Source organism: Pseudodesulfovibrio aespoeensis Aspo-2, assembly GCF_000176915.2.
GTDB classification, from domain to species: domain Bacteria; phylum Desulfobacterota; class Desulfovibrionia; order Desulfovibrionales; family Desulfovibrionaceae; genus Pseudodesulfovibrio; species Pseudodesulfovibrio aespoeensis.
Window position 1 is genome coordinate 1736759 of record NC_014844.1, and the last position, 23299, is coordinate 1760057.

27 protein-coding genes, 1 tRNA gene and 1 other RNA gene are annotated in these 23299 nt (G+C 59.9%); 10 read left to right on the forward strand and 19 right to left on the reverse strand.

Annotated elements, in window-relative coordinates:
* Positions 1–6: 6 nt before the first annotated feature.
* The 4 genes from secG to rimI are packed head-to-tail and all read right to left on the reverse strand — an operon-like array spanning position 7 to position 2826.
* On the reverse strand, positions 7–354 hold the full coding sequence (gene secG / locus DAES_RS07820; RefSeq protein WP_013514496.1) for a preprotein translocase subunit SecG: 348 nt from the start codon (positions 352–354) through the stop codon (positions 7–9).
* Between the two features lie 40 nt (positions 355–394).
* A complete protein-coding gene (gene tpiA, locus DAES_RS07825; protein WP_013514497.1) occupies positions 395–1150 on the reverse strand; it encodes a triose-phosphate isomerase in 756 nt (251 codons plus the stop codon).
* Positions 1147–2349 (reverse strand): phosphoglycerate kinase, encoded by a 1203-nt coding sequence (locus DAES_RS07830; RefSeq protein WP_013514498.1) that lies wholly within the window; start codon positions 2347–2349, stop codon positions 1147–1149. The genes tpiA and DAES_RS07830 overlap by 4 nt, the downstream gene beginning before the upstream one ends.
* 27 nt (positions 2350–2376) lie before the next feature.
* Entirely contained in the window at positions 2377–2826 is a 450-nt protein-coding gene (rimI, locus tag DAES_RS07835) for a ribosomal protein S18-alanine N-acetyltransferase (protein WP_013514499.1), read from the reverse strand.
* 95 nt (positions 2827–2921) lie between these two features.
* On the opposite strand from rimI, the gene DAES_RS07840 reads away from it, so the two are divergent.
* A complete protein-coding gene (locus DAES_RS07840) occupies positions 2922–3461 on the forward strand; it encodes an NUDIX hydrolase (protein WP_013514500.1) in 540 nt (179 codons plus the stop codon).
* On the opposite strand, the gene DAES_RS07845 is transcribed toward DAES_RS07840, so the two are convergent.
* Positions 3458–4249: an inositol monophosphatase family protein gene (locus tag DAES_RS07845; RefSeq protein ID WP_013514501.1), complete on the reverse strand. Its 792-nt coding sequence runs from the start codon at positions 4247–4249 to the stop codon at positions 3458–3460. The two genes, DAES_RS07840 and DAES_RS07845, sit on opposite strands and share 4 nt — an antisense overlap.
* 64 nt (positions 4250–4313) lie before the next feature.
* The gene (locus tag DAES_RS07850) at positions 4314–4517 is read right to left on the reverse strand and encodes a DUF6485 family protein (protein WP_013514502.1); all 204 of its coding nucleotides are present in this window, start codon (positions 4515–4517) and stop codon (positions 4314–4316) included.
* A 279-nt stretch (positions 4518–4796) separates the two neighbouring features.
* On the opposite strand from DAES_RS07850, the gene DAES_RS07855 reads away from it, so the two are divergent.
* Together DAES_RS07855 and gcvT are read left to right on the forward strand one after the other, a co-directional pair.
* Positions 4797–6539 carry a hypothetical protein gene (locus DAES_RS07855; RefSeq protein WP_013514503.1) on the forward strand — a complete coding sequence of 581 codons (1743 nt, stop codon included), beginning with the start codon at positions 4797–4799 and terminating at the stop codon, positions 6537–6539.
* Positions 6540–6561: 22 nt separating this feature from the next.
* Entirely contained in the window at positions 6562–7644 is a 1083-nt protein-coding gene (gcvT, locus tag DAES_RS07860; RefSeq protein WP_013514504.1) for a glycine cleavage system aminomethyltransferase GcvT, read from the forward strand.
* Between the two features lie 39 nt (positions 7645–7683).
* On the opposite strand, the gene DAES_RS07865 is transcribed toward gcvT, so the two are convergent.
* Positions 7684–8346 carry a lysophospholipid acyltransferase family protein gene (locus DAES_RS07865; RefSeq protein WP_013514505.1) on the reverse strand — a complete coding sequence of 221 codons (663 nt, stop codon included), beginning with the start codon at positions 8344–8346 and terminating at the stop codon, positions 7684–7686.
* A 162-nt stretch (positions 8347–8508) separates the two neighbouring features.
* Here DAES_RS07865 and yedF point away from each other — a divergent pair, with 162 nt between their 5' ends.
* Both yedF and DAES_RS07875 read left to right on the forward strand, forming a co-directional pair.
* The gene (gene yedF, locus DAES_RS07870; protein ID WP_041271699.1) at positions 8509–9126 is read left to right on the forward strand and encodes a sulfurtransferase-like selenium metabolism protein YedF; all 618 of its coding nucleotides are present in this window, start codon (positions 8509–8511) and stop codon (positions 9124–9126) included.
* Between the two features lie 92 nt (positions 9127–9218).
* Positions 9219–9974, forward strand: coding sequence for a pseudouridine synthase (locus DAES_RS07875; protein ID WP_013514507.1), 756 nt, complete (start codon positions 9219–9221; stop codon positions 9972–9974).
* A gap of 41 nt (positions 9975–10015) precedes the next feature.
* On the opposite strand, the gene DAES_RS07880 is transcribed toward DAES_RS07875, so the two are convergent.
* From DAES_RS07880 to DAES_RS07895, 4 genes are all read right to left on the reverse strand, one after another.
* Positions 10016–10708, reverse strand: a complete 693-nt coding sequence (locus DAES_RS07880; RefSeq protein WP_013514508.1) for a LolA family protein — start codon at positions 10706–10708, stop codon at positions 10016–10018.
* Between the two features lie 14 nt (positions 10709–10722).
* On the reverse strand, positions 10723–12972 hold the full coding sequence (locus DAES_RS07885) for a DNA translocase FtsK (protein ID WP_013514509.1): 2250 nt from the start codon (positions 12970–12972) through the stop codon (positions 10723–10725).
* Between the two features lie 87 nt (positions 12973–13059).
* Entirely contained in the window at positions 13060–13617 is a 558-nt protein-coding gene (gene efp, locus DAES_RS07890) for an elongation factor P (protein ID WP_013514510.1), read from the reverse strand.
* 58 nt (positions 13618–13675) lie between these two features.
* Entirely contained in the window at positions 13676–14134 is a 459-nt protein-coding gene (locus tag DAES_RS07895) for a type II 3-dehydroquinate dehydratase (protein ID WP_013514511.1), read from the reverse strand.
* Between the two features lie 123 nt (positions 14135–14257).
* Between DAES_RS07895 and yihA the strand changes: the two genes are divergently transcribed.
* The gene (gene yihA, locus DAES_RS07900) at positions 14258–14896 is read left to right on the forward strand and encodes a ribosome biogenesis GTP-binding protein YihA/YsxC (protein WP_013514512.1); all 639 of its coding nucleotides are present in this window, start codon (positions 14258–14260) and stop codon (positions 14894–14896) included.
* Here the strand turns inward: yihA and DAES_RS07905 are convergent, their stop codons facing one another.
* The 3 genes from DAES_RS07905 to DAES_RS07915 are packed head-to-tail and all read right to left on the reverse strand — an operon-like array spanning position 14897 to position 17393.
* The gene (locus tag DAES_RS07905) at positions 14897–16039 is read right to left on the reverse strand and encodes an LptF/LptG family permease (protein ID WP_013514513.1); all 1143 of its coding nucleotides are present in this window, start codon (positions 16037–16039) and stop codon (positions 14897–14899) included.
* Positions 16036–17202: an LPS export ABC transporter permease LptF gene (gene lptF / locus DAES_RS07910; protein ID WP_013514514.1), complete on the reverse strand. Its 1167-nt coding sequence runs from the start codon at positions 17200–17202 to the stop codon at positions 16036–16038. Before lptF ends, DAES_RS07905 begins: the two co-directional genes overlap by 4 nt.
* Entirely contained in the window at positions 17199–17393 is a 195-nt protein-coding gene (locus DAES_RS07915) for a hypothetical protein (protein WP_013514515.1), read from the reverse strand. The genes lptF and DAES_RS07915 overlap by 4 nt, the downstream gene beginning before the upstream one ends.
* A 144-nt stretch (positions 17394–17537) precedes the next feature.
* Here DAES_RS07915 and DAES_RS07920 point away from each other — a divergent pair, with 144 nt between their 5' ends.
* Both DAES_RS07920 and DAES_RS07925 read left to right on the forward strand, forming a co-directional pair.
* Complete coding sequence (locus DAES_RS07920; RefSeq protein WP_013514516.1) at positions 17538–18329, forward strand: undecaprenyl-diphosphate phosphatase; 792 nt, start codon at positions 17538–17540, stop codon at positions 18327–18329.
* Positions 18330–18422: 93 nt separating this feature from the next.
* Positions 18423–18499, forward strand: a tRNA-Met gene (locus tag DAES_RS07925).
* A 51-nt stretch (positions 18500–18550) separates the two neighbouring features.
* On the opposite strand, the gene DAES_RS07930 is transcribed toward DAES_RS07925, so the two are convergent.
* On the reverse strand, positions 18551–18949 hold the full coding sequence (locus DAES_RS07930; RefSeq protein WP_013514517.1) for a desulfoferrodoxin family protein: 399 nt from the start codon (positions 18947–18949) through the stop codon (positions 18551–18553).
* 192 nt (positions 18950–19141) lie between these two features.
* Between DAES_RS07930 and ssrA the strand changes: the two genes are divergently transcribed.
* Positions 19142–19532: a transfer-messenger RNA gene (gene ssrA / locus DAES_RS17300) on the forward strand.
* 418 nt (positions 19533–19950) lie between these two features.
* Here ssrA and DAES_RS07935 read toward each other — a convergent pair.
* From DAES_RS07935 to DAES_RS07950, 4 genes are read right to left on the reverse strand one after another with little or no spacing between them, the layout of a single operon-like run.
* On the reverse strand, positions 19951–20373 hold the full coding sequence (locus tag DAES_RS07935; protein ID WP_013514518.1) for a hypothetical protein: 423 nt from the start codon (positions 20371–20373) through the stop codon (positions 19951–19953).
* On the reverse strand, positions 20370–21956 hold the full coding sequence (locus tag DAES_RS07940; protein WP_013514519.1) for a recombinase family protein: 1587 nt from the start codon (positions 21954–21956) through the stop codon (positions 20370–20372). Before DAES_RS07940 ends, DAES_RS07935 begins: the two co-directional genes overlap by 4 nt.
* The gene (locus tag DAES_RS07945; RefSeq protein WP_013514520.1) at positions 21949–22473 is read right to left on the reverse strand and encodes a DUF2924 domain-containing protein; all 525 of its coding nucleotides are present in this window, start codon (positions 22471–22473) and stop codon (positions 21949–21951) included. The genes DAES_RS07940 and DAES_RS07945 overlap by 8 nt, the downstream gene beginning before the upstream one ends.
* Positions 22474–22507: 34 nt before the next feature.
* Positions 22508–22750, reverse strand: a complete 243-nt coding sequence (locus DAES_RS07950; RefSeq protein WP_013514521.1) for a hypothetical protein — start codon at positions 22748–22750, stop codon at positions 22508–22510.
* Between the two features lie 295 nt (positions 22751–23045).
* On the opposite strand from DAES_RS07950, the gene DAES_RS07955 reads away from it, so the two are divergent.
* Positions 23046–23279 (forward strand): LexA family protein, encoded by a 234-nt coding sequence (locus DAES_RS07955; protein ID WP_009379056.1) that lies wholly within the window; start codon positions 23046–23048, stop codon positions 23277–23279.
* Positions 23280–23299: the final 20 nt, after the last annotated feature.

Here is a 23299-nt window from a genome sequence, read left to right on the forward strand (position 1 = left end):
TTTGAGCTATTCGCTCTTGGCTTTGTCGCCGGTGTCCATGAACTTCACGCCGGGCTTCTGCTGATCAGCCGGGACGATCGGTTGGACGATGCCGTCACCCTTGAGCATGAGGGAATCCTGCGTAGATACCTTGTTGCCGGTGATGACGTTGTAGGTCAGAGAGGTGATCAGGAAAACCGTTGCCAAGCCTGCCGTGATCTTCACCAGGATGCCGCCCGCGCCGGTGCTGCCGAACATGGTGCTGCTCCCGCCGCCGAAGATGACGCCCATCCCCTCGTGACCGGATTGAAGCATTACTGCGCCGATCAAAAAGATGCAAGCCAAAACATGGATGACAATGACTAAATTATCCACAATCTTACCTTATACTCCCTCGTTACAATCCGCTTGCTCATCAGGCCAGAACGATCTGAGAAAAGCTTTCGCTCTGCAAGCTCGCGCCTCCTACCAAGACACCGTCGACATTGTCAAGCGCAATAATCTCGGCGCAGTTGGAAGGCTTGACGCTGCCTCCGTACAATATGCGCATTTCATTGGCTTTTTTGCCAAGGATGGCGGCCATGGTTTTTCGGGTAAAGGCGTGGGCCGCAAGAATCTCCTCAGGCCCGGCCACCTCGCCGGTGCCGATGGCCCAGACAGGCTCGTAGGCCACGCTGATTCTTTCGGGCGAGACATCCAGGGGCACGTCCTTCAGGCCCAGGCGCAGCTGGCGCTCCAGGACCTCTTCCACGCGGCCCGCCCTGCGTTCATCGATGAGTTCGCCGATGCACAGGATGACGCGCAACCCGGCGGACAGGCCAAACGCGGTCTTCTGGCCAATATAGGCGTCATCCTCACCCAGGACATGGCGACGCTCCGAGTGGCCTGTCAGGCCGTATGCCGCCCCAACATCGCGGAGCATGGCGGGCGATATCTCGCCGGTGAACGCGCCCTCTTCCCTGAAATAGAAATCCTGGCCGCCCGTGGCAAAACCAGGCACTCCCGAAAACGCGTCCGAGACCGCCTTGAGACAGGTGAACGGCGGGCAGACAAGCACTTCGCGATCCTGGGGGAGTTTTGCCGCAGCAAGCTCGACCAGTCCGCGGGCCGTGGCCTGCGCCTCGTCCCAAGTCTTGAACATCTTCCAGTTGGCGGCCATCAATTTCTTCATTTCTTCATGCACTCCTTTAAGGCTTGAATCGCGGGCAGGTCCTTGCCCTCCAGGAACTGGAGGAAGGAGCCGCCGCCCGTGGATATGAAGCTGAATTCATTGGGAAGTCCAAGCATATGAACCACGGCGTCCGTGTCTCCTCCGCCGACGATGGTGGTTGCGTCGTCAAGGGCGGCGATGGCCCGACACACGGCGAAAGAGCCTTCGGCAAAGGCCGGGGTCTCGAAGAGTCCCATGGGGCCGTTCCAGACCACGGTCCTGGCCTTGGAGATCACTGTCACGAAGTTATTGATTGTTTCAGGCCCGATGTCCAGCACAAGCGAATGATCCGGAATGGCGGTGGCTGCGCAGACACCCTCGGCCTCGGTGGCGGTGTGCGTTGCGGCGTAGAGAAAATCGACAGGCAGATGCAGCGTGGTGCCAAGCGTGCCCGCCTTGGCCATGATTGAGAGGGCCTCAGGGACGAGATCGGTCTCCACCAGGGATTTGCCGACCGGGTGGCCCAGAGCGAGCAAAAAGGTGTTGGCCATGGCCCCGCCGATGACGATGTCGTTCACCTTGCCCAGCAGGTTGTTGAGAATGCCGATCTTGGTGGATATCTTGGCCCCGCCCGAGACGCAGACATAGGGCCTGTCCGGGCTGATCAGGATCTTGTCGAGATATTCGAGCTCGCGCTTGACCAGGAAACCGGCGCAACACATGGCGGCGTATCTCGGAGCGTCCACTACCGAGGCGTTGGCCCTGTGGGCCACGCCAAAGGCGTCGTTGACATAGATATCCGCCATGGAGGCGAGCTGCTTGCCGAAATCGCCCCGCTCCTCCTCCGTCCTTCCGATCTCTTCGGGATAGAAGCGGAGGTTTTCGAGCATCATGGCCTGTCCGGGCTTGAGTTCCGCTGCCATGCGCCGCGACTCCGGGCCAATACAGTCCGGCGCCAGGGGCACATCGATGCCCAGCATCTGGCCGAGACGCCGGGCAACGGGTGCCAGCGAGAGCGCAGACACGGCCTTGCCCTTGGGCTTGCCCAGGTGGGCACACAGAATGATGGCCGCGTTCTGCTCCAGCGCGTATCGCAGGGTCGGGAGGACCGCGATCATTCGGTTCTCGTCGGTGATCACGCCCTCGTCCAGGGGGACGTTGAAATCCACACGGAAGAGCAGTTTCCTGCCCGCGATGTCAATCTGATCGATAAATTTCATATCGTTGCCTTTGATGGTTTTTTGGAGTCAATCCCGCTTGAAGTCATGCCTGAACAACAAGGCGTCTTCCTTGGTGTCAGGATAATACCGTTTCCTGACCCCTATCTGCTCATACCCGAATTTCCGATACAAATCGATGGCTGCGGTGTTGGATACCTTGACATCGAGAAAACTCTTCGCAATCCCCTTCCCGGTGCAGATGTCAAAGGCCCCGGCCAGCAGCGACTGGCCCAGGCCGCGCCGTCTCAAGCCGGGATGCACGGCCAGGTTCAGGATCTCCATCTCGTCCTCGATCAGGGAGAAGGCGATGTACCCGGCCAGCAGGCCCTGGCTGCGGACGCCCAGTATCTTGTACACGCCCCGCTCAAGCCCCATGGCGAATTGCTCGCGCGTCCAGTGGTAGGCGAAGCACAGCCGTTCAAGCTCGATGAGCTCCTCCATGTCGGATTCGCCAAGCGGCACAACCCTCTCACCCATGACGCTCTCCAGTCTCCCCTTCTGACCGCTGGAAAAACGCGGCCATTGCGTGTATATGTCCTGCACGAGCACACCAGAAAAACCGGGATCAGGACATGATATTCACCAAAAAATCACCTGCCAGGATCGACGCCACCCGTTTTGTCGAGGTGGTGGACGACGCGAACCGGCCTCTGGCTGTCCTGGCCAAGGATATTGTCCACCGCCAATTGCTCAAACACCGCTCGGTCCAGGTCCTGGTCTTCAACGCGGACAAGAAAATCTACCTGCAGAAACGGAACATGGACAAGCGGTTCTTTCCGGGCCGCTGGGACGTTTCGGCCAGAACCCATCCCCATGTTGGTGAAGCCGTCCGCGACGCCGCCATGCGCACCCTCAGGGAAGAGTTGCACCTGGGAGCCGAGGCCCCCCAGTTCATCAGGGCCCTGCCCGCCTGCCCGGAAACCGGGTTCGAGCATGTCTCGATCTTTGCCGTGAGCCGCAACACCCAGTCCATAAACCCGAACAGCGACGAGGTCTGTGAGGGATACTATTTCTCCCGCGAGGAGCTGACCTGCCTGGTCAAGGAGTTCCGCGAACTCCTGACCCCCAATCTGGTCACCCTTTGGGAAGCCGGTATGCTTGTAAGCGTTTAGCCCTCGCAAATCAACCGGCTCAGTGCATCATGGATGACCCCGTTGGTCGCCAGGATGGTCTTTGAGCGCAACGTATACTCCCTGCCCGCGTCATACTCGGTGACCTGGCCGCCCGCCTCGCGCACCAGCAGCCATCCTGCCGCCGTGTCCCACGGGTTGAGCGCGCTTTCAAAATACCCCTCGTAGCGGCCACAGGCCACATAGGCCAGATCAAGCGCAGCGGCCCCCACCCGGCGCACACCCTGAGCGCGAGGCAGGATCGTCCTGAGATTCCTGAGGACCGTCTCCAGATGCTCATCAATGGCGTAGGGAAACCCGGTGGCCAGGAGCGATTGCTCCATGGTCCCCTCGGCAGACACGGCCACGGGTTTGCCGTTGAGCTTTGTCCCGCCGCCCAGGCGCGCGGAAAACATCTCTCCGAGCAAGGGCAGATTGACCACGCCAAGAACGACCCTGTCGCGCTGCCACAAGGCAATGGAATTGGCCACGAACGGCAGCCCGTTGGCAAAATTGGTCGTGCCGTCCACCGGGTCTATGATCCAGGTCAGCTCGCCGGGTTCGGTATCGCTGGCCGATTCCTCAGCCAGAAAATCAGCTCCGGGCAGCAGGCCGGGCAACTCGCCCTTGAGCATCTCCTCCACGGCTATGTCGGTCTCGGTGACCAGATCGATGCGCCCCTTGTGGGTGATCTTCCTGGCCCTGGTCGAGGCTTGCACCACGATCTCCCCGGCCCGTGCGGCGATGCGTTCTAGCCCGGCCAGGACAGTCGGTCCGTCAACGTGGGTCATCGGTTCATCTCCATAAAAAAAGGGCGGATAGCCCCGCCCGGTTCCTTGTACTGAAAACAGTGTCTCACGACCTGCGCTGAATGAAGAATTCCACGGTCCGATTGTAGGTCTTCTCCTCCTCCAAAGTGAAGAAGCAGGCCGGAATCTCGCCGCGCTGCCTGTGATAGTGAAGACACTCGCAACAGATGCCGTGCTTGTCGCAGGACGCTGTGCAGGTACAGTATTGTTCATTGATCTTGGCCCGTGGGCACTGGTCTTTCTTTTTCATCCGCTCCACCTCGCATGGCACCTTTCGCTGTTCGGGGTCAAACCTCGCGTATTCTAGCCAAATGGAGACATAGTGTCAATTATTCTGGACTATTGATAATCCGGCATTTGAAGCGCGAATGCGTAATGCCTGGGGCCGAGCGCCCACTCCCCTCCACTTTCGGAATTCGTGTTGTTAAATCCGTTGAATTCACCCCTAAATATGTGTATGAATTGAGAGTCGCGCAAAAAGTGTGCGTGACGAGTTGGTATCATCACCTGATCACGGACACAGCCATCAATGTGGAAAAATGCGTTCAGCCAAGCGCCTGGCTACGGGGAAACCGGGAGCAAGACGCCCTTCCGGGAACTGGAAACTCTTGAGGATATCAAGGTATTCCTCGACTATTCCCACATCAAGCATTGTCTGCTCAAGCCGTATTTCGAGAACGGGGACTACCCGCTCGTCGAGGCCAGGGAGCTGCTCCCCTCCTTTGAGGTGGACCTTTACGAGTACAAGAACCTCCCAGGCTTCAGCATGGTGGTCTTCGACCGCCCCCTCAACTCGTTTCAGGAAGTCTTTCAATACGATGCCCTGCACTCCCTTGCCGAATGGGAAGGCGTCCACCTCAAGGAGCACTCCTGCCAGCTTGAGGAATCCGTCATCGGCACCAATACCCGCACCTTCCAGAGCCGGCTGCCCAAGCGCCATCATGACGAGTTTCTGCGTCATTTTGAAAACAAGGACATCTGCGCCATTGACAACTATGGAGAATTGCTTCCATTCCTGCTCGAACTCGAACGGGCGCATGTCGTGGCCCACGATGCCTCTGGCCGGTTCACCCTCCAGGGCATCTACGCCTCGCTGCCGTCAAATCTGGACAGCGAGCTCAAGCAGTTCGGGCTGAAGATCGGCAAGTTCAAGCCTGGCAACAGCATGCTCTACGAATGCAACCGGCTGTTCGTCTACCAGTTCATGATGGAACTGTACGGCTTTCCCATCGTCTCGGAACGGCGCACCTCGTCGGCCATGTTTGCCATCAGGCTGCTGCGTCAGAACCAGCGCTTCATCGTCCGCGTCCTGGGCCAGAGCGACCGGACCATCACCACGCTGATGTCCCGGCCCGTGGACGCCCCCGGCAAGATGCGCCGCTACCCCAGGGTGGAGAAGATCGGTCTGGTTCGCATCAACGAGGGGCAAAAGGAGGCCATCGAGCTGTTCGATGACCAGGGATTCTTCGTGGATCGCAAAAACCACGTCGTCATCCTGCGCGTCACCTACCAGCAGCACGAGTACAACTCCAAGAACGTGCGCGAGGACAGGGCGCTCTCGGTCCACCGGCAGGAGGTCATCCATCCCCTGACCGGACGGTCCATCGACAGCCTGAACATCATCCAGAACATCCAGAACATGCTCCTGCGTCTCAACGACATCGTGCGCGGTGAATGCCGCGTGCCCATCAACTACAAGCGCTCCGAGGTCATCAACTCCACCGAAACCCACGAGAAACGGCTCAAGGTGCTGTTCATGTGGCTTTCAAAACACATGTACCGGATCGTGGACTACTCGGACGAATACTACTCCCAACTGGTCAAGGTGCTCGACGGCTACCTGCTGGCCCCGGACAATTACGACATTTTCAGCGAGCACTACGAGTTGCACCAGGAGGTCTGGTCGCGATTCAGCCATATCCAGCAGGCGCGCAAGGTGCGCATCCTTGAAGAGCTGCGCTCCAGGCGCTATCGGGGCGAGCCGGTCTCCTACAAGGAGATGCTCGAACTCATGACTGACATCCTCGGCGATCTGAAATTCGAGATCGTCAACTATTTCGACAAGCTTGTTGCAAAAGTCCTGATCATTGGCGAGGATGTTGTGGCCGACCCGTACCTGCGCCGCAAGTATGTGGAAGTCAGGGAGGAGTCCCTGTCCCCCTATGGCCTTGAAATCAGGAAGCACTACCAACGCCTCGTGGCCCTGCTCGACGAGTTCCGTTCCATCAGGAAATCCCGGACACTGAGCGCCTCGGGCAAGACACCCGTCTAGACACATCCGCAAGGAGGAACCCTTGGAATCCCTGGCAATAACCCCAATCACCAAATGGCACCGCGAGCATGGCGCCAAGATGGCCCCTTTTGCCGGCTTTGACATGCCGGTGCAATACAAGGGCATCATCATCGAGCACAAGCACACCCGCTCCAAGGCAGGCATCTTCGACATCTGCCACATGGGCGAGTTCAAGCTGGCCGGTCCAGGTGCCATGAACGCCCTGAACACGGTCGTCAGCCACGACCTGACCACGCTGGGCCCTGGCAAGTGCCGTTACGGCTTCCTGCTCAACGCGTCCGGTGGCATCATCGACGACCTGATCATCTACTGCCTGGCCGAGGACGAGTACATGCTCGTGGTCAACGGCGCATGCCGCGACAAGGATTTCAGCCAGATCAAGGCCAACCTGCTAGGTGGGCTGTCCTTCACCGACATCAGCGACGAGACCGGCAAGATCGACGTGCAAGGCCCCGAAAGCCTGGACGTGATCAACGCCCTGACCGGCAGGAAATGGAACGAATTGAAATACTTCAACTTCGAGGCCACAGACTGCCTCGGATTCCCCATGCTCATCAGCCGGACCGGGTACACGGGCGAGCTTGGCTATGAATTGTACCTGCCCGCAGACAAGGCGCTCGCAGTGTGGGAAAAGCTCGCGGCAGACACGCGTGTGGAGCCGGTGGGCCTGGGCGCGCGCGACACCCTGCGCCTTGAGATCGGCTATCCCCTCTACGGCCAGGATCTCGACGATGAACACACGCCGGTGGAGGCCGGGGCCGGGTTCTTCCTGAAAAAAGAGACCGACTACATCGGCAGGGCCGGACTCGGCACAGTCCGCCAGATGCTGGTACCCCTGGCCATCGAAGGCCGCCGCACTGCCCGCCACTACGACGAGGTCTTCCTGCCGTCCGGCGAAAAGACCGGGGTTGTCACCAGCGGTTCCTTTGCCCCGAGCCTGGGCCACTGCGTGGCCCTGGCCTATGTCCGGGCTGAAGATGCAGAGAAAGACCTCTTTGTCATCAAGACGGCCCGGGTCGAGCTTGAGGCAAAGAGGACCGGGTTGCCCTTCTACAAGGACGGCACGGCCCGGATGAAAGTCTAGCAGACGAAAAACACAGAGGGACGCTGCGGCGTCCCTCTGTCATTGCTGATCTTTCTCCGGACCCAGGGCGAGCATCGCCTTTTCCAGCCGTTCCTGCTCGCGAGCCAGCGTTTCTTCTGTCAGCTTTTCCGTGGTCACGGCCATGGGCTCTCCCACATAGATGTGGCAGCGCGTGAACGGCAGGGGCAGCGCAAACCGGTCCCATGACCTGTGAAACACCTTCTTGCGTACGGGATAGGCCCGCAGCGGAATTATGGCGGCCCCGGCCTTCTGGGCCAGGTAGATGACGCCGCCCTTGGCCTTGTGCCTTGGTCCGCGCGGGCCGTCCACGGTAAAGACGGCCATGCGGTTTTCTCTCACCATCACTCGGATGGCCTGGAGCAGCGCCCTGACACCGCCGCGCGTGCTCGACCCCCGGACCGTGGCGTGGCCGAGCTTTTCCAGCACCTGGGCGATGACCTCGCCGTCCTTGCTCTGGCTGACAAAGGTCACGACATCCGAACTGATGGAAGTATGACCGAACCCGGTCAAGGAGAAAAGCTCACCGTGCCAAAGGGCCAGCACCAGGGGATGACGCTGCTCGCGCTTGGCCAGGATGCATTGCAAATCGCCGTGCACCTCGAAACGGATGGTGGCGATCCACAGCCGATAGAGAGTGGCTAGGAATGGTGAAAGTCGGGTCGGATCAATGGGTATCTTCATGGTCGAGTCCGGTATGCAGTTTTGTTACCCTTATAGACTGTTTCGCTCCAAGACAAGCCCACCGACTTTTCGACGACCCCCTGGTGCAAATCCAGGCATAAATCATATCTATTTGACCGAGCAGGCCGGTCTATGATTGATTCCGGTTTCAAGGAGGAATTCATGTCTGAAACAACACTCGAATGCCAGGGACTCCCCTGCCCCCAGCCGGTGCTGCGCTGCAAGGACGCGGTGGAGCGTCTGAACCCGGAGCGGATCACCGTGGCCGTGGACAACGAGGCGGCCAAAGACAACGTCTCCCGCTTTCTCGGCACCAGGGGGTATCGGGTTGAGACCGCGCAATCGGACCGCCAATACCTCATCACCGGAACCAGGGCGCAGGACGATCAGGCGCAGCCCGCGACGGGCGGACAGTCGGCAACCTCGGATGCCGGGACCGCTCCCCAGAAGATTCTGGTCTTCATCAGTTCGGAGGTCATCGGCTCGGGCGACGATGGTCTCGGCGGCAGGCTGATGTTCAACTTCCTGGCCACCCTCAAGGAGATTGGAGGCGAGCTGTGGCGCATCATCCTGGTCAATGGCGGGGTACGGCTGGCCGTGCCCGGCAGCCCGTGCCTGAACCAGCTCGCGGCTCTGGAGCAGACTGGCGTGTCCATCCTTGTCTGCGGCACCTGCCTTGAGCACTTCGGCCTGACCGGCCAGCGGCAGGTCGGCCAGGTGACCAACATGCTCGACGTGGTCACCAGTTTCCAGCTTGCCACCAAGACGGTTCACGTCTAATACTCTTTCGTGAGCGGCGGGACGGACCTCGTCCCGCCGCTGTTTCATCCCCCATTGCACGCAAATCCGGCCTGGCCCGGTGTGGAAACCACATGTCCGACGACTCTTCCCTGATGCGCCTGAACAAGTTCATCGCCCAATGCGGCGTCACCTCGCGCCGCGGCGCGGACGATCTGGTCTTTGGCGGCAGGGTCGCGGTCAATGGTGAAAAGGCCGACTCGCCGGGCATCAAGGTGGACCCGGCCCGCGATCATGTGACTGTGGACGGCAGGCCCGTGGTCCTGCCGGGCAGCGGCGGCGACATCACCATCATGCTCCACAAGCCGGTGGAAATCGTGACCACGGCCAGGGACCCCCAGGGGCGCACCACCGTGCTCGATCTGCTTCCGCCGGAGATCGTGGAACTTCGACCCTTCCCGGTGGGACGGCTCGACTATTATTCGGAAGGGTTACTGCTGCTGACCACGGACGGCGAACTCTGCCACCGGCTGACCCATCCCAAGTGGCATCTGCCCAAGGTGTACGAGGTGACCATCCGGGGTTCTGTGCCGGAAAAGGCGATCCGGACCATGCAGTCCGGGATGACCCTCAAGGCGGGCGACAGGCTGGCCCCTGCGGACGCGATCCTGCACCCGCCCGTGGCCGGGAGCCAGGTGCTCGAAATCACGCTCATTCAGGGGCTCAACCGGCAGATTCGGCGGATGTGCGAGGAGCTGGGGCTGACCATCCTGCGCCTGCACCGGGTCAAACAGGGGCCGATGGAACTGGGCAATCTCAAGCGCGGCCAATGGCGCGAGCTGACGGCTGCGGAACTGACCGCCCTGAAAAAAGCGGTCAGTCTGGCCTGACATTTCGGGCCTGGCAACCACTCGCCAAGCCATTCAATCTCCTAGAATCCTTGGGTGTTGTCCTCAACCTGAACGCCTTCGGGCGGGACAAAGGTGAACATGTCGGCAGACAGCTTGATGTCCTGCTTGACATTGGACAGGCGGACCTCGTTGCCGTTGCCGTAGAAATCCACGATCATCACCTGCCGCAGCAGCCCTGTGTCAGGCTCCACGCCGACATAGGCCAGGACCATGCCCGGTTCTGGTTCCTTGGGCAGCAGTTGCAACACGGTGAAGCCCTTGCCCCACCGCTCGCGGACCTCATCAGCTCCCTGCCACTCGGTCTTGATCACGAAATCCTCCTTGAGATTGGCCCGCCCGGAGATGAAGCGCAGGATGGTCTTGGAATCGAGCAGCGCCTCGACCCCATACTTCAGCGCCAGCTGTTCGGCTTCGATGTAATCCCAGGCGTAATCCGGCCCGACCACGAGCAGTTCCTTCTCCGGCTCCAGGGTCTCCCAGCGGACCTGGGAGGGCTGGCGGAACCAGATGCGGCCCCGGCGTTCCTCGACATCCCCGCTGGCCACATTGGTCAGCTCCTGGACAAAGTCGCACCTGAAGGTCTTGAGGGTTTCGTAGCGTTTCTGGATGAGATCGGGCATGTCCTCGGGCGCCACGGCCTTGCCTGCATGGGCAAGGCCGGCGAAAACCAGACAGACGGACAGGGAAACCAGGGCCATATATTGTCTAGACATTTTCAAGTCTCCTTTTATTCCGGTGAGATAACTTTTCTCGGCTTGCTTCCGTCCTGCGGGCCGAGAATCCCGTCCATTTCCATCTGTTCGATGTATCGGGCCGCCCTGTTGAAACCGATCCTGAAGCGACGCTGCAACAGCGAGATGGACGCCTTGCCCTGGCTCAGCACAAACTGTACCGCCTCGCCGTAGACCGGGTCGTCGGACTCGTTGACCAACTCGGAACCATCGCCGCCCGGAGCATCCTTCTTCCAGTCCGTGAAATCAAGCTCAAACTCCTGGGGCTGACTGTCGCGCCAGAAGTTGACCACGTGCGCAATTTCCGTCTCATCGACGTACGCGCCGTGCATCCGCGTGAGCTTGCCGCCGCTGGGCTTGAAGAGCATGTCGCCCTTGCCCAGCAGGCGTTCCGCGCCCACACCGTCGAGAATGGTGCGCGAATCGAACTTGGAGGTGACGAAAAACGAGATGCGCGTCGGGAAGTTGGCCTTGATCAGGCCGGTGACCACGTCCACGCTCGGCCTTTGGGTGGCCAGCACCAGATGGATGCCCGCGGCCCGCGCCAGTTGGGCCAGCCGGACGATGCACTGCTCCACTTCCTTGGCCGCGGTCATCATCAGGTCCGCCAGCTCATCGATGACGATGACAAGGTACGGCATGTGCTTCATATGCTCGAATTCTTCCGGCACAGTGTCGCCCATGTCCTCAAGCTTCTTGTTGTATCCCTCGATGTTGCGCACGCCGAGCTTGGCCATCTTCTGGTAGCGGCAGTCCATTTCGAACACGGCCCAGTCCAGGGCGCTCTTGGCCAGGCTCATCTCGGTGACCACCGGGTGCACCAGATGCGGCAGGGCCGCATACGGGGCCAGCTCGATGCGCTTGGGGTCCACCAGGAGCAGCTTCACCTTGTCCGGCCCGGCCTTGTAGAGCAGGCTCAGGAGAAAGCCGTTGATGCCCACCGACTTGCCCGCGCCCGTGGCTCCGGCCACCAGCAGGTGTGGCATCTTGGCCAGGTCGGCCACCCGCGTGGCTCCGTGGATGTCCTTGCCCAGGGCCAGGGTCAGGGGCGATGTGCTGCCCGTGAATTCCTTGGACTCAATGACCTCGCGCAGATAGACCGTCTGGCGGTCCACGTTGGGGATCTCGATGCCCACGCTGTCCTTGCCCGGAATCGGGGCCTCGATGCGCACGGATTCGGCCTTGAGGGCCAGGGCGATGTCGTCGGTCAGGTTCTCGATCTTGCTGACCTTGATGCCCGGCGCAGGCTTGAACTCGAACATGGTCACCACAGGGCCGGGCACCACCCGCTGAATCTCACCCTGCACATTGAAATCGTTGAGGCATTCCTTGAGCCGATCAGCCAGGGGCTGGAGCACCGCCTGGGTCTGGCTGGTGGCCTGCGGCGGTGGCTGCGTGAGCAGTTCGATGCTCGGCAGACCATTGACGCCAGTCGGAGCGACAGCACCCGGAGTCTTGACAGGCTTGGCCGGTTTCGGCTTTTGCGGTGCGGCCTGGGGTTCCTTTCGCTTGTTCTTGTCACCGTCGTCCAGGTCGATATAATGGATGTCGCAATCCTCTTCGTCCACCATATCGAATCCAACGATCTCGTCCCTGCCCAGCTTCACTTCTGATGCCCTGGCCTTTTTGCGCGCCCGGTACTGAGCCATGCGCGCGTCGATCTTCTCCTGAAGTATGGCCCGCCACAGGAGCAGCCTGTTCCAGACCGAGGCCCAACTGTAGCCGAAAAAGGCCTGAAAGGAGATGATGCTGATGAAAACCCACAGCAGAAACGCTCCAGCCGGGCGCAGATAGGTCAGAGTCAGCCGGGAGACGATTTCGCGGCCAAAGAATCCGCCGCCCACAAGGCCGTAAGCGTCAGCCGGGAGGTCCACCAGCCAGGGATGCGTGGCCCAGGCCTCAAAAGCCACGAACAGACCGGCCAACCCGAGCCAGCGGATCTTGGAAATGCGGATGCGGCTGACAAACCGGGACAGCCCGAGATACAGGAAGTAAAACGGCCAGAACATGGCCCCGAACCCGAAAAGCTCCACAAGGAAACCGGCGCAATAGGCACCGGCCACGCCAGCAACGTTGCGCACCCGCCACCCCTCGCTGACCGCCTGGTTGAAGCTGGGGTCGGCAGGGCTGAACGAGAGCAGGCTCAGGAAGGTGAAGGCCGAAACGAAAAGAAAAAACAGGCCGGTGAATTCCCTGCCATGCCCTGTCCGCCTGGATTGAGCCGATGTGATCTGCCGTCGCGCCATTCGTCCCCGCTTTTGAAAAAAGGTCCTGGACAGCGAACCGTCCACGACCTTTTTTACGCAATTTTCACAACGTGTTGCAAGTCGAGTCTATTCGCGCCCGAGGTATTCGCCGCTGCGCGTGTCCACCTTGATGAGGTCGCCCTCGTTGATGAAGAGCGGAACGTTCACCTGAATACCGGTCTCCAGCGTGGCGGACTTGGTGGCGTTGCTCACGCGGTCGCCCTGCACGCCCGGATCGGTCTGGGCCACCTTCAGGTTGACGTTGGCCGGGAGATCGACCCCGATCAGCTCCCCGTTGTACAGAAGCACCTTCACGGTGTCGCCTTCCTTCACGTAGCCGCCAGCCTCGCCCATGTTGGCTCCAGGCACGTTCATCTGCTCGTAGCTTTCGAGATCCATGAACACGAAGTCCGTGCCTTCCTTGTAGATGAACTGCATGGAAACCACGGCCATGTCCGGTTTCTTGACCTTTTCGCCGGAGCGGAAGGTCTTGTCCAGCACCTGGCCGGTTTTCATGTGGCGCAACTTGGTGCGCATCATGGCACCGCCCTTGCCGGGCTTGAAATGCTGAAATTCAATGATTTCGAACGGTTTGCCGTCAATCTCGATTTTCAGGCCTGTCCTGAAATCCTTGGTCGATATCATGCTTTCTCCGAAATGGCAGACCCCGGAACGCAGCCGGGGCGGTTGTCGTTTTTTCCGATTATCCCTTGAGACGCTCGTAGAGCGCCTGGACAGCAAGCCCATACCCCAGAATCCCGAAACCGGCAATAACGCCGATGCACTGTCCCCCCATGAGGCTCTGCTGGCGCAAGGGCTGGTCTGTGCGCGCCCAGATGTTGCTGATATGCACCTCGACACACGGGATGTTGATCCAGGCGAGGCAGTCGGCAATGGCCAGACTGGTATGGGTGTAGGCCCCGGCGTTGAAAACCACGCCGTTGGTCCCGTCGCCCCTGGCTCGCTCCAGCCGGTCCACCAGCCCCCCCTCGGAGTTGGACTGGAAATGGTGCACGACGATCCCGTCCGCCCGCTCGCCCATGATCCGGCGCAGGATGTCCGGCATATCGTCCATGGTCTGAGAGCCGTATATCTCGGGCTGGCGGGTACCGATGTGGCCCAGATTGGGGCCGTTGAGTATCAGGATATCGAGTTTTTTCATGCCGCTTCCCCCCTTGGGTGGCCTCATGGCTGTTCAGGCCCGTCACGCGCCTTGACGCGACTGCGCAAAAAGAGAACATTGGGCTCTCCACACGCACATCAACACGGACACGGTGCCCCTTTTATGAACCGAACCATCGAGTTAGTCAAAACAATATACGAAATCAAGCAGCTTGAGAGCCTGGATGAGCCTCAGATCGCCCTGGCCGGGAGATCGAACGTGGGCAAATCGTCGCTGGTTAACAGACTGGCCGGGCGCAAAAGCCTGGCCAAGATCAGCTCCAAGCCGGGCAAGACGCGCAGCCTCAACTACTACCGGGTCAACCCGGACGGTTTCTATCTCGTGGACCTGCCCGGCTACGGCTACGCCAGGTGCTCGCAATCAGAGCGGGAGAAATGGGGCAAGCTCATCGAGGCGTACATGACCGCCAACCCTGGCCTGAAGGCTGTGGTGGTCCTTCTTGACGCCCGCCTGACCCCACAAAAGCTTGACCTTGAGCTGACGTCCTATCTCAGGGGGCTGGGCATCCCGGTCATTCCGGTGCTGACCAAGTCCGACAAGCCCAAGCAGCGTGAGCGGGCCGCGCTCCAGAACCAGTGGAAGGACATCCTGCAACAGCCGCGCCTGCCGCTCCTCTTCTCCAGCAAGACAGGCATGGGCGAGGACAAGCTCTGGAATGTCCTGGCCGAATACGCGATCAACGCCGTGCCCGCCTCCCCTGCCGAAACCCCTGACGACACCCAGGAGCCCCTGGCCGATTAGCTAGGGTCTTGCCGTCTTCAAAGCGGTTCCCCAGGTTCTGACAAAGGCCTGAAAGCCGGGCACGGTCACCCAGGCCAGCCGCATCCCCGCCAGGGCGGCCATGACGAAGTTGCCCAGCCAGGCGGCCACGAACGGCGGCAGCACGGCCTGCTCGCCCGCAGTGGCCCCGACAGCGTGGACCCCGTACTGCACAAAGATCAGGATCAGCGAAAAGCCGATGTTGGCGTAGATGTTCTCCGAGAAAGTCACCAGGGCCAGGGCCAGCAGGGCCATGACCGCGATAGAAAAGGCATAGGACCACTTGGTATGCCAGATGGTCCTGAGAATCTCCACGTTGGAGCCGGATTCCTCAAGCTTCTCGATAGCCCTTGAGAGTTCCAGCAGGGGCAGCTGCGCGGTGTCGCCCTTGAGCTCCACTGCGGCATAGGCCTTGAGGTTCTGGCGGACCGAGAGGAATTGCGAGAGCCGCGTGACCGAGACAAAGGTGCGGGTGTCCAGTTCGTGCACGTCGAGCAGCCCCCACCCGTTGTCGTCGATCATGGCCTTCTTGGCCGTGAGGATGCGGATGAGCTCCTGGTTGTCCGTGGCGAATTCGTAGACCACCACATCCGAGGCCCGGCTCTTGCCCGGATACGCCTCCCTGGCCAGCACGATGAACGGGCCGTCGCGGAACCAGAGGTCGGTGATGGTCAGTTCGTCGAGCTGCTTTTTCCTGACATCCTCCTTCCATATCCGGTTGGCCTCGTACTCCCCAAACACGCCGAGGAACTGGGAAAAGGCCAGCTGCCCCAGACTCCAGAACATGGCGTAGATCAAAAAGAACTTGATGAACCAGGCAAACGAGACGCCTCCGGCGCGCAGGGCCAGCATCTCCTTGCTCCGCGTCAGGATGCCGAGCTGGAGGACCAGGGCCAGCAAAAAGATCGCGGGCATGAGCTGCGAGACGATGAGTGGAATCTTGACGAAGAAATAGAAGAGGATCGTCTCTGCGCCCAGCCCCGCCTTGATGAAGTCGTCCAGCCGGTCGAAGACATCCGAGAGCAGATAGATGCAGGTGCCGACAGTCAGGCAGATGGACATCAGATAGAGGTTCTGCTGGATCAGATACCGGCCCAGCACGCCGATGCCGAAAACGGACCTCATGCCGTCACCCTCCACCGTCCGCGCAGATGGCCCAGCCACTGGATCACCGGCAGGCTGCGTTCCTGGTTGGCGAACCGGATGCCGAACACGGCCACCAGCACATACAGGATGTTCGGAGCCCACAGGCCGTAGACAGGTGCGATGGCCCCGGCTTCGCCCAGACTGACGCTCAGGGAGAACATGCTGTAATAAAGAAGGAAAAGTCCCATGGACAAGAGCAGGCCGTACTGCTGCCTGAGACCCCGGAAGACATAGGCGATGGGGATGGCAAACATGCCGAGGATGAGACAGCCAAGCGGGAGGGTCAGCCGCTTGTAATACTCGGTGTCCACCTTGCGCAGGAATTGCGCGGTCTGCTGCGGCGCGATGGACGGATCGTTCCTGATCTCCCTGAGAGCGGCAAAGGTCATGTCCTTGGCCTTCTCCTCGCTGAAGCTGAAGTCGCCCAGGAGCTTGCCCAGGTCAAGCCGGACAGAGTAGCTTCCGAAACGCAGGATATTGATATCCTCGCCGCTCTGCCGGTATATCCTGCCCTTGTTGAAGACGATGTGCACCTCGGCGGTCTTGGGGCTGGATACGATCCGGGCCTCGGGGGCCACGACCACCACCGAGGCGCCGCTAATGGACTGGTCGCGGACAAAGACGAACTTCAACTCGCCGGTGTCGTTGTCCACCTGATGGGCGTAGAAGGTGATGCCCGGAAACTCCTTGTTGAACACGCCCGGCTGGAGCGCGAACCGCGAATGGGACCGGGCGAACTGGTAGAGGCTCGTCTTGAACATGTCCATGCCCCAGGCCAGCCCCCACATGGAGATGAAAAAGGTGAACAGCGTGCACAGGACGCAAAAAGCGATGGGCGCGGGGAGCATCCTGTACAAACTGACGCCATTGGCCTTCAGCGCGGTCAGCTCGTTGTCCGTGCTCATGCGCAGAAATGTCAGGAACACGCTGAGCATGGTGGCGATGGGCGTGATGAGCAGCAAAAAGAACGGCGTGAGATAGAAGAACAATTGCAGGATGTTGAAAAAGCCGATGTTCTGCGAGAGAAAGAGCGAACGCAACTGGAGCATCCGACCAATGAGGATCAGCCCCAGCAGGCAGGCGACCGTCAGGCCGAAAAGCTTCAGCAGTTCCTTGAATATTTGACGATGGAGCAGTTTCACCGGGCTGGGCAGTCTTGTTTTTCCCTATAAAATCTCTGGAGAAATTCCACATCCAGCGGACTCAGGTTGAAGCGCACCGCCGCCTCCTCGATCAGGGCGGCCAGGGGTTTGGGAGCGCTTGCCTCCTGCTTCTCGCAGATCCAGGTGATCGCCTTGCGGGTCAGTTCGCTGCCGGGCATTATGGTGGTCATGGTCATCTCCTGGAGTGTTGCTGGCTAGATCATGCAAATACACCAGCTTCCAAGGGGTTGCAAGCGCGTGTTTCTTGGGCTAGGCCTCATCGGAACGTTCCGTGCTCTCGGCAGGCAGCACTTCAACCGGCAAAAGGGGTTTTCATGGCATCCTGGTATGTGGCGGTCATTCTCGGCATTGTCGAGGGGCTGACCGAGTTTCTCCCGGTCTCCAGCACCGGCCATCTCATCCTGACGAGCCACCTGCTCGGCTTCACCGGGCCAAAGGCCGAGACCTTCACGATCGTCATCCAGCTCGGCGCCATCCTGGCCGTGCTCACCCTCTACCTGGACCGCTTCATCGGCCTGCTCAGGTTTGATCCGCAAAAAAACTTCTCCGGCCCGCGCGGGCTGTGGCTCCTGTTCCTGACCTCCCTGCCCGCCTCCCTTCTGGGGCTGGCAGCCCACAAATACATCAAGGCGTACCTGTTCAGCCCCTTCACCGTGGCCTGCGCCCTGGCCGCGGGCGCGGTCATGATCCTGGTGGTGGAGTCGGTGGACAAGCAGGAAAAGGCCGCGACTCTGGACGAGATCACCCCCTGGCAGGCCCTTGGCATCGGCCTGTTCCAATGCCTTGCCCTGTGGCCCGGATTCTCCAGGTCGGCGGCCACCATCATGGGCGGCATGCTCCTGGGGCTGCGGCGCACCGTTGCCGCCGAATACTCGTTCATCGCCGCCGTGCCCATCATGGTTGCGGCCACGGGCTATGATTTCCTCAAGAACTACGAGCTGTTCGTTGCCGACGACCTGTTTTTCCTGGCCGTGGGCTTCGGGGTTTCCTTCATTGCCGCCTGGGCGGCCATCAAGGGGTTCATCTATCTGCTTGGCCGCCTCACCCTGCGCCCCTTTGCGGTGTACCGGCTGACTCTGGTTCCGCTCATTTTCCTGTTTTTGTAAATGATTTCATAAAAATGCAATCCATCCACTTTTCCCCTTGCCAAGCCGTGGAAGACGGTCTATAGACATTTTCCGCTTCGGCAAAACAAACGTGGCGAGGTAGCTCAGTAGGTTAGAGCATGCGGCTCATATCCGCAGAGTCGGAGGTTCAAGTCCTCTCCTCGCTACCAGCGATCAAAGGCCCGCAAGGATTCACCTTGCGGGCTTTTTTTTGCGTCCTGCTAGACCGTGAATCTGGTCAGCCAGAAGTCGTGCAGGTTGCAGAAGCTGGTGGCGTAGTATTCCCCTTTTTCCTTGATGGTGTAGGTGGATTGCGGCTTGCTCTCAGGGGTGAACACCTGGGAGCCGATCACGACGCCGCCCGCGCTGACCACCGTGTGCCGGACGATGAAGTGATCCTCGCTCATGGAGTGGTCGGTCAGCAGGGTCACGCTGTCGCCCTCCACGGTCACGATGGGCACGTGGATGGCCACCTTGGCCGCCCACATGCCGGGATCGTCCGCCGTATAGACGATGCCCGTGGGATACGGTCCGCTGGCGGCCTCGGCCCGGCCAGCCCCAAGGGTCAACCCTGCCGCCAGGGCCAGGGCCGATTTCAGAAAAACCCGTCTGTCGTTCATGGTTCCTCCTGATGGATGATGACTGCATCCACAATAGCACTTTCACGCTTCCTGGCAACGCTTGCCATCATTTTTCGGTTGCATGCAGACAATCCGGCATCCCCCCCTGCACTTGCGGGGATTTCGTCACAAATGCCTTGCCAACGGCCTGGGAGGCCTTATATAGCTTGTGTCCGTCCGGTTTTTTGAAATGGGGGCGCACTGGTTTCGACGGGGATAGCAGAAGCCAAGGTTGCAGGTCGAGGTTGGTCGATGGCCTCGTAAAAATCGACCTAGCACACAAGTGCCAACAATGACTACGACTACGCTATAGCTGCCTAGTTTCTAGGTGACTGTAGTTCCAGGACATGATCCTGGCGGCTCCCTGGGCCTACGCCCGATAAACCAGGGACGTCGACGACACCCCTTGGGCTAGCCCTGCGCGGCCACCTGTCCCGCACAAGGCGAAACTTTAGGCAGGCATGTCATGCAGCCGCCCGGTCAGGGGCAATCCGCATGCCGAGAACTGAAACCTGACCTAAACCTGTAGATGCCTTGAGCTGATCGTTCTCGGACGGGGGTTCGACTCCCCCCGCCTCCACCATTTAGAAAAGACAAACCCGTCTCTCTGGGGTCATTCTCCGGGGTGACGGGTTTTCTTTTTCCCCTTGTTTCTAAAGGGTTTGCGCCTGTTTTACATCTTTCCGAAGCACCTCTCCGCACCATCGATTCTCCCCATCCTCGAGCCTTTCTTTCTCTGTTTGGCCCCTGATTCTCTGTTTTCTCCGGACCAAGTCCGAAGCTCGTCCGGAAAGCTACATCCTTGATTGATATGGGTTTGCGGATGGTTGCCGTTTTTGGCGGTTGTCTTAGGTCATCGTTCGACGCCGCAACCGGACGTTTTTTTCGAAATCACCTGCATCGGCCGTGAAAAGAAGTGTGGTCAACTCCGGTTTCCTGACCCCAAAGTAGAAAAGCCGACGCTGATGGTCGGCTCTCTGGCGTGGTCTCCGGTCCGGTCGTCAGTCGGTGGTGAAGCCGAACTGGCGGCGCTGCTCGGCCCAGTCCTCGGGAAAGGTCTGGGTCAGCTTGGCCAGAGAGAGCCCGTTGGGTTCCTCACCGTTGATCAGGGCTTCGACGATGTCGGGGGCCAGAGTCGTCAGCTTGAGGATGCGGGCCACATACGAGCCATCGACGTCGAGGGTACGGGCAAGCTCGCTGATGGACTTGATCTGGCCGGATTCGAGGATGTCGGCCCAGGAAAAGGCCCTTGCCAGAGCCTGGAGGACGGCGGACTGTACCGGCTCCTGCGCCCCGGGGATATCTCCATCCAGGGCCTGGGGAGCGATGACCGTCTTGCGGCCGCGCATGCGCCGGATCAGCATCGGGATGTGGATCTGCAGGTTGCCGTTGTCGGCTACGGTAATGGTCGGCTTCATTTTCATCGGCTTACCCTCCGTTCGGTGACTTCGCATGCCAGACCAGCCAGCTCGGCGATGAGTGTTGTCAGCCCGTTGGTGCGCAGCTCCATATCGATTCCGGTCTCCCGGATCTCCACCTTATCCACCAGGAGGCGGATGAGCCGGTTTCGCTCCACCGGGAAAAGGTCTTCCCAGAAGCCCTCGACATTCTGGAAGGCCTCCGAGACATCCTGTTCCGTGATGCTGTTCCCCCGGTAGGCTCTGCAGCGCTCGCTCACATGGGTCAGTTGTTTCGAGAGCTCAACCGCCTGGCGATTGACCGTCGTCAGCATCTCAGTCTTGCCCGGCTGATCGCTGCCGGGTTTCATTAATTCGAGAGCCTGCTCCCGCGCCTGCGACAGCTCCATCTCGAGTTGGGCTTTCTGCTTGAACAACCGCTCCCGCTCTGCCTGCTCGATGTCCCGGGCCGCGAAGTAGGTCTTGGCCACCAGCGTCGGTGTGCGGAACACGGCGCTCAACTGCTCAATCACGGCCTGCTCGATGTCCCCGGCGGGAATCCGTTTGAGCGGGCACCGGCTCACGGTCCGCTTGCTGTCCTTCTGACAGATGTAATAGGTGTAATGGCGGCCGTTCTTGCGGGCGTAGGTCGGCCCCATCGAGCAGCCGCAGTGGCCGCAGCGGATGACGCCTTTCAGCGGGGCGACCATTTTGGTTCTGGCCATGGAAACCTTGACCGGTTTGTTGTCCTCCAGGATGGCCTTAACCTTGTCCCAGGTCGCCCGGTCGATGATCCCTTCGTGCTCACCAGGGTAGCTGCGATCCTTGTGGGCGATCTCGCCGATATAGATCCGGTTGTTCAGCAGCCGGTAGATATGGGCGGTGTTCCATTCGGAGCCCTCGCGCACTTTGCCTTTCTTGGTGGTCCAGGCCTTGGTGCGGTAACCCTGTTCGTTCAGCTCTTGGCCCAGCTTCTTGGCCGAGCCGATCTGGATGAATCGGCGGAAGATGTACTGCACCGTTCTGGCTTCATCGGGGTTGATCAGCAGCTTCTTATTTTCCCGGTCGACGTCGTATCCGATGATGGGCACGCCGCCGCAGTATTTCCCCCGGCGCTTGGCTGCCGCCACCTTGTCCCGGATACGTTCGGCGATGACCTCCCGCTCGTACTGGGCGAAGGTAATCAGGATGCCGAGAAACATCCGGCCGGTGGGATCGGTGGTGCTGAAGTGCTGGGTGACCGAGACGAAGCTGACACCCTTCTCGTTGAAGAGGTCGATCATCTTCATGAAGTCCAGCAGCGAGCGGGACAGCCGGTCGACCTTGTAGACGACGATCACATCGATCTTCCCGGCGTCGATGTCCGCCAGCAGGCGGCGTAGCCCCGGACGCTCCATGTTCCCGCCCGAGAAACCACCATCGTCGTAGCGATCCGGCAGAGCCGTCCAGCCACGCATTCTCTGGGCTTCGATATAGTGTTCCGCCGATTCCCGTTGCGCATCCAACGAGTTGAACTCCTGTTCGAGACCTTCCTCGTGGCTCTTGCGGGTGTAGATGGCACAGCGCAGCGTCTTGTTCTTTCCCGGCGCGACATTGCTGTTATCAAGCATCTGAACCTCCCTCGGCTTTTCTGCCGTAAACCTTCTTCAGCCCGAAAAAGACCTTGCCGTTCCAGCGCGTCCCGGTGATCTCCCTGGCCACCGCGCTGAGCGACCGGAAGGTGCGGCCTTCGAACTCGTAGCCATCGGCAAGGACGGTCACCTCATATCGCCGGTCGTTCCAGACCCGCACCAGTCTGGTCCCGGGCAGGATGGCCTCGTTCGATTTCCGCTCTTCTGGGATGCGTCGATTGACAGTGGCGACCGGGTCCTCCTTGGCGTCCTGCTGAAGATGGACCTTGGCCTGCTCGGACAGCCCGCCGTAGAAAAGCTCCTGGATGCGATAAGCCAGCCGCTTGATGAGGAATTGCTTTTTGTACTGGGGCGGCTCTTCTCCGTAGAGATCGAGCCATTTTTCCCGGAGCTGCTCCAGGGACATGGATTGCAGCAGAGCCATCTGCCGAAGGACTGAGTTTCGGGTTCGGTCCTGATTCTTGCCGCCCGTGGCGGCGTTGTGTAACTCATTCATTTTCAACTCCTTATTTTGGTTTCCGGACGAGTTGTCATGAATGAATGCTCTGTTCCGGCAATGAATCAAGTCCTTCTCCGAGCACAGGGGAAGAATCTTCGAAAACCTCTAACTCATTGCCCACACATGCGTTTTTTGCCTTTCGGCGCAGGACCGCCGTGGCCAGAATGGAGGCGGCTGACTGGAGCCTCGCCTCACCCGACAGGCGGCCGGGTTTGCCGTTTTCGCCAAGGTCATCCGTCCCCGGCCCATCATTCATTTCCTGTACATCCAACATCGAACACCTCCGGTGGGACCGGGGGCTGGATGGTGTGGATGCCAGAAAACGGTGGCGGTCGGGATGCGCGTTCTATGGCACCCACAACCGCCTCAGCTCCGCCTCTGGTCGGTTATCTGGTTACATCCGGCTTGAACCGGACTTGCGTTCGTTACCTACCGGAGGGACGTGCAAGATGACGGAATCAGACGAGAAGTCCTGTTTTTTTGATTGACCTGATGTTCATCAGGTCGTATATTTTGTGGTCATAAATTGGGCTTAATCCGCTCAGTGGCTACGACACGGAGCAATCGCCATGGGAAAGAAAAAGGTATCGGAAATAACCGACCCACAAGCAAACACGCTGAGGGTCATTTGCCAAATCATCGATGAAAAGGGGTTGCCGCCAACGGTGAAAGAATTGTCGGAAGTCCTTGGTATCAGCCACGCGAGCGCCCACGAGCAGATCGCTCAACTGGTACGGAAAGGCTATCTGAAGAAAGAAGCTCGTAAGGCCCGAAGCATCGTCGTCATCAGGAGGCCCGAATAACGATGCTGGGTCGCGAAAAA

What these genes read in the sequence shown, in the direction of transcription:
- tpiA (WP_013514497.1), bottom strand. Translation starts at nt 1,150, where the DNA reads ATGAAGAAATTGATGGCCGCCAACTGGAAGATGTTCAAGACTTGGGAC.
- DAES_RS07830 (WP_013514498.1), bottom strand. Translation starts at nt 2,349, where the DNA reads ATGAAATTTATCGATCAGATTGACATCGCGGGCAGGAAACTGCTCTTC.
- rimI (WP_013514499.1), bottom strand. Translation starts at nt 2,826, where the DNA reads ATGGGTGAGAGGGTTGTGCCGCTTGGCGAATCCGACATGGAGGAGCTC.
- DAES_RS07840 (WP_013514500.1), top strand. Translation starts at nt 2,922, where the DNA reads ATGATATTCACCAAAAAATCACCTGCCAGGATCGACGCCACCCGTTTT.
- DAES_RS07845 (WP_013514501.1), bottom strand. Translation starts at nt 4,249, where the DNA reads ATGACCCACGTTGACGGACCGACTGTCCTGGCCGGGCTAGAACGCATC.
- DAES_RS07850 (WP_013514502.1), bottom strand. Translation starts at nt 4,517, where the DNA reads ATGAAAAAGAAAGACCAGTGCCCACGGGCCAAGATCAATGAACAATAC.
- DAES_RS07855 (WP_013514503.1), top strand. Translation starts at nt 4,797, where the DNA reads ATGTGGAAAAATGCGTTCAGCCAAGCGCCTGGCTACGGGGAAACCGGG.
- DAES_RS07865 (WP_013514505.1), bottom strand. Translation starts at nt 8,346, where the DNA reads ATGAAGATACCCATTGATCCGACCCGACTTTCACCATTCCTAGCCACT.
- yedF (WP_041271699.1), top strand. Translation starts at nt 8,509, where the DNA reads ATGTCTGAAACAACACTCGAATGCCAGGGACTCCCCTGCCCCCAGCCG.
- DAES_RS07875 (WP_013514507.1), top strand. Translation starts at nt 9,219, where the DNA reads ATGTCCGACGACTCTTCCCTGATGCGCCTGAACAAGTTCATCGCCCAA.
- DAES_RS07880 (WP_013514508.1), bottom strand. Translation starts at nt 10,708, where the DNA reads ATGTCTAGACAATATATGGCCCTGGTTTCCCTGTCCGTCTGTCTGGTT.
- DAES_RS07885 (WP_013514509.1), bottom strand. Translation starts at nt 12,972, where the DNA reads ATGGCGCGACGGCAGATCACATCGGCTCAATCCAGGCGGACAGGGCAT.
- efp (WP_013514510.1), bottom strand. Translation starts at nt 13,617, where the DNA reads ATGATATCGACCAAGGATTTCAGGACAGGCCTGAAAATCGAGATTGAC.
- DAES_RS07895 (WP_013514511.1), bottom strand. Translation starts at nt 14,134, where the DNA reads ATGAAAAAACTCGATATCCTGATACTCAACGGCCCCAATCTGGGCCAC.
- yihA (WP_013514512.1), top strand. Translation starts at nt 14,258, where the DNA reads ATGAACCGAACCATCGAGTTAGTCAAAACAATATACGAAATCAAGCAG.
- DAES_RS07905 (WP_013514513.1), bottom strand. Translation starts at nt 16,039, where the DNA reads ATGAGGTCCGTTTTCGGCATCGGCGTGCTGGGCCGGTATCTGATCCAG.
- DAES_RS07915 (WP_013514515.1), bottom strand. Translation starts at nt 17,393, where the DNA reads ATGACCACCATAATGCCCGGCAGCGAACTGACCCGCAAGGCGATCACC.
- DAES_RS07920 (WP_013514516.1), top strand. Translation starts at nt 17,538, where the DNA reads ATGGCATCCTGGTATGTGGCGGTCATTCTCGGCATTGTCGAGGGGCTG.
- DAES_RS07930 (WP_013514517.1), bottom strand. Translation starts at nt 18,949, where the DNA reads ATGAACGACAGACGGGTTTTTCTGAAATCGGCCCTGGCCCTGGCGGCA.
- DAES_RS07935 (WP_013514518.1), bottom strand. Translation starts at nt 20,373, where the DNA reads ATGAAAATGAAGCCGACCATTACCGTAGCCGACAACGGCAACCTGCAG.
- DAES_RS07940 (WP_013514519.1), bottom strand. Translation starts at nt 21,956, where the DNA reads ATGCTTGATAACAGCAATGTCGCGCCGGGAAAGAACAAGACGCTGCGC.
- DAES_RS07945 (WP_013514520.1), bottom strand. Translation starts at nt 22,473, where the DNA reads ATGAATGAGTTACACAACGCCGCCACGGGCGGCAAGAATCAGGACCGA.
- DAES_RS07950 (WP_013514521.1), bottom strand. Translation starts at nt 22,750, where the DNA reads ATGTTGGATGTACAGGAAATGAATGATGGGCCGGGGACGGATGACCTT.
- DAES_RS07955 (WP_009379056.1), top strand. Translation starts at nt 23,046, where the DNA reads ATGGGAAAGAAAAAGGTATCGGAAATAACCGACCCACAAGCAAACACG.